Here is a 10,077-nt window from a genome sequence, read left to right as displayed (position 1 = left end):
GGTCACCGTGCGGGAACGGCCCTCGCCGGTGGCCTGCGGGCGGCATGTGCCGGCGCGGCGGAGCCTGGTGGGGCGGAGTCTTCGAGGCCGGCGGAGCCTGCGGGTCCGGCGGAACCTGTGGACCGGGGTGCTGTGGCACCGGCTCGTCAGGGTGGTCCGCGTGATGATTCACAAGCCCTCCCCGACCGTGCGCACGCCGTTGACCATGGGGTCCACACCAAGTAGGACGGACGGGACGCCCGCCGCGTTCCCCCCGCGCCGATCGTGCGCAATCATGGGGCGCGTGGGACGGCTACCAGGAGGCGGGCTGGCCAAGGGGCTGGCGGTCACGTTGCGGACGATGACGCGGCGTTCCATAACGCGTCAATACCCCGAAGTGCAACCGGATCTGCCGCCGCGCAGCCGCGGAGTCATCGCGCTGTTCGAGGAGAACTGCACCGTCTGCATGCTGTGCGCGCGCGAGTGCCCCGACTGGTGCATCTACATCGACTCGCACAAGGAGACCCTCCCCGCCGAGGGCGGCGGACGGGCCCGCGCCCGCAACGTCCTCGACCGGTTCGCCATCGACTTCGCGCTGTGCATGTACTGCGGCATCTGCGTCGAGGTCTGCCCGTTCGACGCGCTGTTCTGGTCGCCGGAGTTCGAGTACGCCGAGTACGACATCGCGGAGCTGACGCACGAGAAGGAGCGGCTGCGGGAGTGGATGTGGACCGTCCCGCCGCCGCAGGAGCACGACCCGTCCGCCGAGCCGCCCAAGGAGGTCGGCGCCGCGGAGAAGGCCGCGGCGCGGGCCGCCCGCAAGCCCCCGGGCGGCGGGCGGTGAGCGGCCAGGAGGTCGTGTTCGCGCTGCTCGGCATCGTCGCCGTCGGGTCCGCGGTCCTGGTCGTGACGACGCGGCGGCTCGTACACGCGGCGCTGTGGCTGGTCGTGTCGTTCGGCGCGCTGGCCGGCGGCTACCTGGTGCTGACCGCGGAGTTCGTCGCCTGGGTGCAGGTGCTCATCTACGTCGGCGCGATCGTCGTGCTGCTGCTGTTCGGAATCATGCTGACGCGGGCGCCGATCGGGGAGTCCGCCGACCTGGACTCCGGCAACCGGTGGGCCGCGGCGGCCGTCGCCGTCGCCACCGCCGCCGTCCTGGTGACGGTCGTGGTCATGGGGTTCGGGGACGAGCGCATGGCCCTTGAGGACGGCGGAGCCGGGTCCGCCGAGGCGCTCGGCGCGAGCGTGTTCCGGACGTGGGTGCTGCCGTTTGAGATCCTCTCGGTGCTGCTGCTGGCGGCGCTCGTCGGCGCGATCGTGCTGTCCCGCACCGACATCCGCGCGCGGCCGGAGACCCCCGCCCGGCCCGCCGAGCGGGAACCGGAACGCGGCGGCGCGAGCGAAGAGGGCGGCGCGGGCGAGGATGGCCGCGCGGGCGAGGAGGGCGGCGTCTGATGCATCTCGCCTACCCGACGGTCGTCGCCGCGCTGCTGTTCTCCGTCGGCGTGTACGGGGTGCTGGCGCGCCGCAACGCGATCCTCGTCCTGATGTCGGTCGAGCTGATGCTGAACGCGGTGAACCTCAACCTCGTCACGTTCGACATCTGGCTGCAGGACCCGCTGCACGGCGGGCAGGTTCTGACCCTGTTCACGATCGTGATCGCCGCGGCGGAGATCGGGCTGGGGCTGGCGATCGTCCTGCTGGTGTTCCGCAACCGGCGCAGCGTCGACGTCGACCGGCTCCGCGCGCTGGCCGACCGGGATGAGCGGGATGAGCGGGATGAGCGGGAGGACGAGCCGGCCGGAGCCGGAGAGCGGCCCGCCGCGGTCGAGGAGGCCGCGCCGTGATCGTGCTCGCCGCGCTGGTGGCACTGCTGCCGTTCCTCGCCGCGTTCGCGGGGATGCTGTTCGGCCCGTCCCTGACCCGCCTCCTCGGCGGCCGCGACGACGGCCCGGTGCCGCCGGGACGCAACGGGTCCGCGCTCATCGCGTGCGCGCCGATCGCCTTGGCGGCCGTCCTGTCCGCGGTCGTCGCGTACACCGTGTGGCGCGAGCCGGGCGAGCGGACCGGCATGCTCACCGTGATCGAGACGGGTTCGGTGCCGATCCGGGTCGGGCTCCAGGTGGACGGGCTGTCCGCCGTCGTCGCGCTCATGGTGTGCTGCGTGGCGCTCGCCGTCCAGGTGTACTCGGTCGCCTACCTGAAGGGCGACCGCCGCTACTCCTCCTACGCCGCCTTCGTCTCGCTGTTCACGGCGGCGATGCTGCTGGTCGTCTACTCCGGTGACCTCCTCGTCCTGTACGCGGGGTGGGAGGTCATGGGGATCTGCTCGTACTTCCTCATCGGCCACCACTGGGAGGACCGGGCGAACTCCCGGGCCGCGGTGAAGGCGTTCCTCGTCACGCGGCTCGGCGACGTCGGCTTCCTGATCGGCGTGATCGTCCTCGGCGCCGGCGCGGACACGTTCGAGATCCGCGAGATCGCGCGGACCGCCTCGGACCTCCCGGGCGCGACGGTGACGGCGGCGGCGCTGCTGCTCCTCGCGGGGGTCGCGGGCAAGAGCGCCCAGTTCCCGTTGCACACCTGGCTGCCGGACGCGATGGCCGGCCCGACGCCGATCAGCGCCCTCATCCACGCCGCGACGATGGTCGCCGCCGGGATCTACGTGATCGCCCGCGTGTTCCCCGTGTTCGAGGCGGCCCCCGCCGCTCTCGCCGTGCTCGGGATCGTCGCGGTGATCTCCATGGTCGGCGCGGCGTGCGCGGCCCTCGCGCAGGACGACCTGAAACGCGTCCTGGCGTACTCGACGATCAGCCAGCTCGCGGTGATGGCCGCCGGGCTCGCGGTCGGCGGCCGGTCCGCGGCGGTCTTCCACCTGCTCACGCACGGCGCGTTCAAGGCGCTGCTGTTCCTCGCCGCCGGATGCGTCATCGTCGTCGCCGGGTCGAACATGCTCGCCCACTACGGCGGCCTCCGGCACGGCATGCCGATCACGTTCTGGTCGATGACGGTCGGCCTGGCCGCGCTCGCGGGCGTCCCGCCGCTCAGCGGCTGGTTCAGCAAGGACTCCATCATCGAGGCCGCCCAGCACGCCGCCCTCCACGGCGGCGAGCCGCTGCCGGACGGCCGTCCCAGGTACGCGCTCGTCCTCACCACGCATGACGGCGGGCTCCCGCCCGGCTTCACCATGCCGGAACTGGCCGCCGTGTACTCCCTGCCAGGCTGGGTCGCCTGGCTGGTGTACCTGGGGCTGCTGCTGACCGTTGCGCTGACGGCGGCGTACGCGACGCGCACGTGGCTCATGACGTTCTTCGGTGAGCCGCGCGGTTCGTACGACATCCGCGAGCCGTCGAAAATCATGTCGTGGACGGTCGCGGCCCTGGCCGTCCCCGCCGCGATCCTCGGCTTCTTCGGGCTCGGTGCGGAGGAACTGCGTCCGCATGTCGGCCCGGCTCTACTGAGCATCGTGCTGCTCGCGGTGGGTGCCGGGGCCGCGTTCCTCCTGTGGAACCGTGACCCCGCGTTGGATCCTGCGCGCGCGCTTGGCTCGGCCCGTCCCGTCTTCGCGCGGGCCTTCTTCGTGGACGAGTTCTACGACGCGGTGATCGTCCGTCCCATGAAGGCGGTGGCGCGGTACGTCGTCGCCTTCGACCGCAGCCGCGTGGACGCCGCCGTCACCGGCACCGGGCGCGGCGCCCTCCGCGTCGGCGAGCTGCTCCGCGTCCCGCAGAACGGCAACGCGCAGTCCTACCTCACCGGCCTGCTCGCCGGGGTCGTCGTCATCGTGGCCGGGGTGGTGATCCTGCTGTGATCTTCGTGCTGATGCTGGCGATCCCGCTGGCCGGGGCGCTGGCGATACTCGTCCCCGCGAACCGGTTCCTGCGAACGGACTTCGCCGTCCGCGCCTTCGGGACGGCGGTGTCCGGGGCGACGCTGCTCGTCGCGATCTCCGCCCTCAGCGCCTTCGACTTCGGCGCCACGTCCCGGATGCAGCTCGAAGTCGACCGGGAATGGGCGTCCGCCATCGGGCTGAAGTTCCACCTCGGCGTCGACGGGATCTCGCTGCCGCTGGTCGTGCTGACCGCGCTGCTGACCTTCCTGTGCTTCCTCTACACGCTGCGGCACCCGCCGGAGGGCGGCCGGATCCGGCTGCTCACCGCGATGCTGCTCGTCCTCGAAGTCGGGATGCTCGGCACGTTCGTCGCGCTCGACCTCGTGCTGTTCTTCGTGTTCTTCGAGACCGTGCTGATCCCCATGTACGTGGTGATCATGCTGTGGGGCGGGACGGGACGCCGCGAAGCCGCCTACAAGTTCATTCTCTATACGCTGCTCGGCTCCGGGTTCCTGCTCGCCGGGATGCTGCTCGTCGGCGCCACCGCGGGCACCCTCGACATGACCGAGCTGGCCGCCCGGCACGGGGACGGCCTGACGCGCGGCATCCAGATCACGGCGTTCGCCCTGATGGGCATCGGCTTCGCGGTCAAGGCGCCGATGTGGCCGCTGCACACCTGGCTGCCCGACGCGCACACCGCCGCGCCGACCGTAGGGTCCGTCCTGCTGGCCGGGGTCCTGCTGAAGATGGGCACCTACGGGCTCGTCCGAGTCGCGCTGCCGCTCGCCCCCGAAGGGGCGCAATTCTGGGCGCCGTGGCTCGGCCTCCTCGCCGTCATCGGGATCGTCTACGGCGCGCTCGCCTGCCTCGCCCAGCGCGACCTCAAACGGATGATCGCGTTCTCGTCCGTCGGGCACATGGGCTTCGTGCTGCTCGGCATAGCCACCCTCACCCCGGTCGGCGTCAACGCCGCGCTGTTCGGGAACATCGCGCACGGCCTCATCACCGGCCTGCTGTTCTTCCTCGCCGGGTCGGTCAAGGACCGCTGGGGCACCACCGACATGGACGCCCTCGGCGGAGGCATGCTCGGGACGTCCCCGCGCCTCGCGTCGATCCTCACGTTCGCGTCCGTCGCCTCGCTCGGGCTGCCGGGCCTCGCCGGGTTCTGGGGCGAGATGCTGGCGCTGCTCGGCGCGTACCGCCCGCACGCCGACCTCCCGCGCGAAACGTTCGTGACGTTCATGGTGATCGCCGCGCTCGGCGCGCTGCTGACCGCCGCCTACTTCCTGCGCATGCTCGCCAAGATCACCCACGGACCCGCGGACGGCGCCGCCGAACCCCGCGTCCCCGCGGCGCGGGTGTCGCTGCAGGAGTACGCCGCCTGGACGCCGCTGATCGCGCTCACGCTGCTGGTCGGCCTCTGGCCGAAGACCCTGCTGGACGTCACCACCGGACCCGTCCGCGCGCTGTTCGGAGGCGGCTGATGATCCAGAGCATCGACTACGCGGCCGTCGCGCCGCCGCTGATCCTCGCCATCGCCGCGATCGGACTGCTGCTCGCCGACGCGTTCGAGGTGCCGCGCCGCGTCCTGTCCCTGCTCAGCGGCGGCGCCCTGCTCCTCGCGCTGGTCGCCGTCGCGGCGCTCGCGTCCGGCGACCGCCGCGCCACGTTCTGCCTCCCGGACGGCCTGCGCGGCGACGGCCCCGCCTCCTGCTCCTACGTCGCCGACGACTTCACGCTCCTCTTCCAGGGGATCGTCCTGGCCGCAGCGCTCGTCGTGGTGCTGCTGTCCCTCCAAGAGATCACCGACTCGCAGATGCCCGTCGGCGAGTACCACTTCCTGCTGCTAGCCGCCGTGATCGGCGCGCTGACCCTCGTCGCCGCCCGCGACCTCATCCTGCTCCTCGTCGCGTTGGAGACCCTCTCCCTCCCGGTCTTCGCGCTCACCGCCCTGCGCCGCTACGACGGGACGGCGTCCGAGGCCGCGCTGAAGCTGTTCCTCGTCTCCGTGGTCTCCACGGCGATCATGCTGTTCGGGATCAGCCTCCTGTACGGCGCGACCGGCGCCATGCACCTCGACCGCCTCGCCCCCGCCCTCGCGGACCTGCCCGCTGACCTGAACCCGGTCGCCGTCGCCGGGTCGGTGCTCGTCCTCGCCGGGTTCGCGTTCAAGGTCGCCGCCGTCCCGTTCCACTTCTGGGCGCCGGACGTCTACCAGGGGTCCCCGCTGCCCGTCGCCGCGTTCCTGTCCGTCGTGTCCAAGGCCGCCGGGTTCGCCGGGCTCATCATCGTCGTCGCCCTCGGACTCCCCGCCTACGCGCACGTGTGGGGGCCGGTCATCGCCGTCCTCGCGGCGGTCACGATGACGGCCGGCAACCTCCTCGCGCTGCGGCAGCGGACCGCGATCCGGCTGCTGGCCTGGTCGTCGGTCGCCCAGTCCGGCTACATGCTCGCGCCCCTCGCGGTCGGGACGAACCGGCTCCCCGAGGCCGTCGCCGCCACCACCGCCTACGTCGCCCTCTACGCCGTCATGAACCTCGGCGCGTTCGCCGTCGTGATCGGCTTCCGCCGCCGCACCGCCGGGCGGCTCGCCCCGTCCTGGGACACCCTCGACGACTTCCGCGGCCTCGCCCGCAGCAGCCCCGCCGTCGCCGCCGCCCTCGCCTTCTTCCTCATCTGCCTCGCCGGCCTGCCGCCGGGCGTCATGGGGCTGTTCGCGAAGGTCGTCGTGTTCCGCGCCACCGTCGCGGGCGGCGTCACCTGGCTTGCCGCCGTCATGGCGGTCAACACGGTGATCGGCCTGTACTACTACCTGGTGTGGGCCGCGAAGCTCTTCGCCCCCGCGTCCGGGCCGTCCTACGACCCCGCGCCGGGACTGCCCGTCCGCGCCGCCATCACCGCCACCGCCGCCGGCGCCATCGTGCTGTCGGTCGCGCCCCAGATCGTCCTGCAGACGGTCGCGCACGCCACCTAGCCGGGAACGTCCACCCAGGTCAAACCGTTGATGTTCATGGCCGGAGTCGACGGGGAGGCAACGGAAGTGCAGTTCAACGGTGTCAAGACCGCGGCGCTCATCGGCGCGCTGTCGGCATTGATGCTCGCCGCCGGCTGGGCCATCGGCGGCGGTACCGGGCTGACGATTGCGCTGGTCATCGCGCTCGGCACCAACGGGTTCGCCTACACCTTCAGCGACCGGATCGCGCTGCGCTCCATGCGCGCCCACCCGGTCAGCGAGGTCGAGGCGCCGCGGCTGTACCGGCTCGTCCGCGAACTCGCGAACTCCGCGCACCGGCCCATGCCGCGCCTGTACATCTCGGAGACCCGCCAGCCCAACGCGTTCGCCACCGGACGCAACCCGCGCAACGCCGCCGTCTGCTGCACCCGCGGCATCCTGCACATCCTGGACGAACGGGAACTGCGCGCCGTCCTCGGCCACGAACTGTCGCACGTCTACAACCGCGACATCCTGCTCTCCTCCGTGGCCGCCGCGATCGCCACCGTGATCACCTACCTGTCCCACCTGGCGATCTTCATCCCGCTCGGGCGCGCCGAGGACGACGACGGCCCCGGCCTGCTCGGCGCCCTGCTGATGCTCGTCCTCGGCCCCGTCGCCGCCGCCGTCGTCCAGATGGCGATCAGCCGCACCCGCGAGTACGCCGCCGACGCCGCCGGCGCCCTGCTCACCGGCGACCCCCTCGCCCTCGCCTCCGCCCTCCGCAAGATCGACGCCGGCACCCGGGCGATGCCGCTGCCGCAGGACCCGGAACTCGCCACCACCAGCTCCCTGATGATCGCCAACCCGTTCACCGGCGCCGGAATCGGCCGCCTCTTCTCCACGCACCCCCCGACGGCCGACCGCATCGCCCGCCTGGAACGCATGGCCGGCCGCCGCTAAAGGGCCGTCAGGATGACCGGCCCGTCCGCGGTGACCGCGATCGAGTGCTCGAAGTGCGCCGCGCGGCTCCCATCGGCCGTCACGACCGACCACCCGTCACCGAGGATCCCCGTCGCGTCCCGCCCGCTCTCGGTCACCAGCGGCTCGATCGCGATCGTGAGCCCCTCCCTGATCAGCAGCCCGCGCCCCGGACGCCCCTTGTTCGGCACGGGCGGATCCTCGTGCATCTCCGTCCCGATACCGTGCCCGCCGGACCCGTCCGCGATCCCGTACCCCGCCTCCCGAGCGGTGCCCTCGATCGTCGCCGCGACGTCCCCCATCCGATTCCCGGGCACGGCCGCCGCGATCGCCCGCTCCAGCGCGAGCCGCGTCGTCTCGATCAGCCGGGTGCCGCCCTCGTCCGGCGTCCCCACCATGAACGACACCGCCGCGTCCCCGCAGTAGCCCCCGACCTTCGCGCCCGCGTCGACCGTCACGAGATCACCATCCCGGAGCACCCCGCCCGCCGGTATCCCATGCACGACGACCTCGTTGACCGAGACGCAGATGTTGGCCGGGTACGGCGTCGGGGCCCAGCTCGGCTTGTAGTGCAGGAACGGGGACGTCGCCCGATGCTCCTTGAGTGTCCGCGCGGCCACCGCGTCCAACTCGGCCAGCGGCACTCCGGGCTCGGCCGCCGCTCGCACGTCCCGCAGGATCCGGGCCACGACCCGTCCCGCCTCCCGCATGCGCTCCCACTCCCGTGGGCCTCGATACGTCACCATGCGGAAGATTTTAATACCAGTATTACAATGCTCGCATGGTCCGTACCCCACTCACCGAGGAGCAGCGCGACCGGGGCAAGGCCCTCGGCCAGGTCCTCCGCGCCGCCCGCGGCCCCCGCAGCGCCGCCGCCGTCGCCCAGGAGGCCGGCATCTCCCTCGACACCCTCCGCAAGATCGAACGCGGCGCCATCGCGGCCCCGGCGTTCTTCACCGTCGCGTCCCTGGCCCGCGTCCTGGACCTGGACCTGACGGCCCTCGCTCGAACCCTCCACGACTTCGACCGAACCACCGAGGACGCGGCGGCGTCATAACAAAGCGCCGGCCCCTTCTGCGGGGGATGGGGCCGGCGCCCCCCACCTACCTGTAGTTCACAAACTGCAGGGCAACGTCAAGATCCTTGCCCTTGAGCAGCGAGATCACGTCCTGCAGGTCGTCCTTCTTCTTCGAGCTGACCCGCAGCTCGTCCCCCTGGATCTGGGCCTTGATCCCCTTCGGCCCCTCATCCCGGATGATCTTGCTGATCTTCTTCGCGTCCTCCTGCGCGATGCCCTCCTTGAGCCCCACGCCCAGCCTGTACAGCTTCCCGGACGGCTTAGGCTCCCCGGGGTCGATCGCCTTCAGCGAGATGCCCCGCTTCACCAGCTTGTCCTTCAGCACGTCGAGCACGGCGTTGGCCCGCTCCTCCGTGTTCGCCTGAATCTCGATCGACTCACCCGACCACTTGATCCCCGCGTCCACGTTCCGGAAGTCGAACCGGTTGGCCACCTCCTTGGCGGCCTGGTTCAGCGCGTTGTCGACCTCCTGCCGGTCGAGCTTCGACACGACGTCAAATGAGCTGTCCGCCATCCGTGCACACATCCCCTCAGCAGCAACTTTCGCGGTCCACCGAGCTTAGCGATCAAGCCCGCGCCCCGATGTCACACCCACTCCCACCGTCCGCTATTCTTTCCAGTGCCGTCGCGCGAGCGACGCCAGGCGGGTTGCCCGAGTGGCCAATGGGAGCGGACTGTAAATCCGTCGGCTTAGCCTACGCAGGTTCGAACCCTGCACCCGCCACACCATACAGAACGGCCCCTGACCAGCACCTTTGTGGTCAGGGGCCGTTCTCGTCGGTACCGGTGGGGCCCGGTTGTTCCAGCGGCTGCCGGGCGTTCACGAGACGGATTGCTCCTATGCGAGCGTCGCCTAATTCTGCCGGGAGGGGGCCACACCCGCCCCCACAGTGACATGGCCGTTGCCCGCCCTGGCTGACTTTGCCTCAGCAGCGGTCCGCGTGTTCTCCTCGGCTTGGTCGCTGTGCCGTGCGCGTCGAGGACGATGAGCCCGGGCCGGAAGGCGTCGGCTGCCATCGTCAGTACGTCTCCCGCGCGTTCGTCCGCCACCCACGAAGGCGTGGTCAGCGCTGTTGCAGGCCGCCTGGGGCTTGTTGAGCCTGGACAGTCGGGGCGAGAGTGCCTGACGCGTCTGCGTGCGCTGCGCTTCCGGTGCCGTCCGCAGCCGATGGTCGACGTGGTGGGGTGCGTTGTCGTGGGTGAGGGAGGCTGCTGGTCGTGGTGTCGCGTCTGGAGCTGTTAGAAGTCGCGGGTGGGGAGGACGCCTTCGAGGGG

The 10,077-nt window shown here is 71.4% G+C and carries 10 protein-coding genes and 1 tRNA gene; 9 read left to right on the top strand and 2 right to left on the bottom strand.

From position 1 onward, the window contains the following. Nucleotides 1-376 precede the first annotated feature (376 nt). The 7 genes from E1200_RS26390 (at nucleotide 377) to htpX (ending at nucleotide 7,706) form a co-directional block, all read left to right on the top strand. Nucleotides 377-823 (top strand): 4Fe-4S binding protein, encoded by a 447-nt coding sequence (locus tag E1200_RS26390; RefSeq protein ID WP_243708841.1) that lies wholly within the window; start codon nucleotides 377-379, stop codon nucleotides 821-823. Continuing rightward, entirely contained in the window at nucleotides 820-1,434 is a 615-nt protein-coding gene (locus E1200_RS26385) for an NADH-quinone oxidoreductase subunit J (protein WP_131954773.1), read from the top strand. The genes E1200_RS26390 and E1200_RS26385 overlap by 4 nt, the downstream gene beginning before the upstream one ends. Beyond that, a complete protein-coding gene (gene nuoK / locus E1200_RS26380; protein WP_131954772.1) occupies nucleotides 1,434-1,826 on the top strand; it encodes an NADH-quinone oxidoreductase subunit NuoK in 393 nt (130 codons plus the stop codon). Before E1200_RS26385 ends, nuoK begins: the two co-directional genes overlap by 1 nt. Next, on the top strand, nucleotides 1,823-3,790 hold the full coding sequence (locus tag E1200_RS26375; RefSeq protein ID WP_131954771.1) for an NADH-quinone oxidoreductase subunit L: 1,968 nt from the start codon (nucleotides 1,823-1,825) through the stop codon (nucleotides 3,788-3,790). Before nuoK ends, E1200_RS26375 begins: the two co-directional genes overlap by 4 nt. Then, nucleotides 3,787-5,295, top strand: coding sequence for an NADH-quinone oxidoreductase subunit M (locus E1200_RS26370; RefSeq protein ID WP_131954770.1), 1,509 nt, complete (start codon nucleotides 3,787-3,789; stop codon nucleotides 5,293-5,295). Before E1200_RS26375 ends, E1200_RS26370 begins: the two co-directional genes overlap by 4 nt. Beyond that, the gene (locus E1200_RS26365) at nucleotides 5,295-6,785 is read left to right on the top strand and encodes an NADH-quinone oxidoreductase subunit N (RefSeq protein WP_131954769.1); all 1,491 of its coding nucleotides are present in this window, start codon (nucleotides 5,295-5,297) and stop codon (nucleotides 6,783-6,785) included. Before E1200_RS26370 ends, E1200_RS26365 begins: the two co-directional genes overlap by 1 nt. A gap of 66 nt (nucleotides 6,786-6,851) precedes the next feature. Continuing rightward, entirely contained in the window at nucleotides 6,852-7,706 is an 855-nt protein-coding gene (gene htpX / locus E1200_RS26360) for a zinc metalloprotease HtpX (RefSeq protein ID WP_207933554.1), read from the top strand. Here the strand turns inward: htpX and map are convergent. Beyond that, the gene (map, locus tag E1200_RS26355) at nucleotides 7,703-8,470 is read right to left on the bottom strand and encodes a type I methionyl aminopeptidase (RefSeq protein WP_131954767.1); all 768 of its coding nucleotides are present in this window, start codon (nucleotides 8,468-8,470) and stop codon (nucleotides 7,703-7,705) included. The genes htpX and map overlap by 4 nt on opposite strands. Before the next feature lie 35 nt (nucleotides 8,471-8,505). Here map and E1200_RS26350 point away from each other — a divergent pair, with 35 nt between their 5' ends. Continuing rightward, on the top strand, nucleotides 8,506-8,781 hold the full coding sequence (locus tag E1200_RS26350) for a helix-turn-helix transcriptional regulator (RefSeq protein ID WP_131954766.1): 276 nt from the start codon (nucleotides 8,506-8,508) through the stop codon (nucleotides 8,779-8,781). A 46-nt stretch (nucleotides 8,782-8,827) separates the two neighbouring features. Here E1200_RS26350 and E1200_RS26345 read toward each other — a convergent pair whose 3' ends face one another. After that, on the bottom strand, nucleotides 8,828-9,316 hold the full coding sequence (locus tag E1200_RS26345; RefSeq protein WP_131954765.1) for a YajQ family cyclic di-GMP-binding protein: 489 nt from the start codon (nucleotides 9,314-9,316) through the stop codon (nucleotides 8,828-8,830). Nucleotides 9,317-9,444: 128 nt separating this feature from the next. Between E1200_RS26345 and E1200_RS26340 the strand changes: the two genes are divergently transcribed. Continuing rightward, nucleotides 9,445-9,526 (top strand) — tRNA-Tyr (locus tag E1200_RS26340). The last annotated feature ends 551 nt before the right edge of the window (nucleotides 9,527-10,077 follow it).

The organism is Actinomadura sp. GC306 (genome assembly GCF_004348665.1).
Classification (GTDB): domain Bacteria; phylum Actinomycetota; class Actinomycetes; order Streptosporangiales; family Streptosporangiaceae; genus Spirillospora.
The sequence above is the reverse complement of the archived record's forward strand: the minus strand, read 5'-3'. Positions and strand labels throughout refer to the sequence as shown.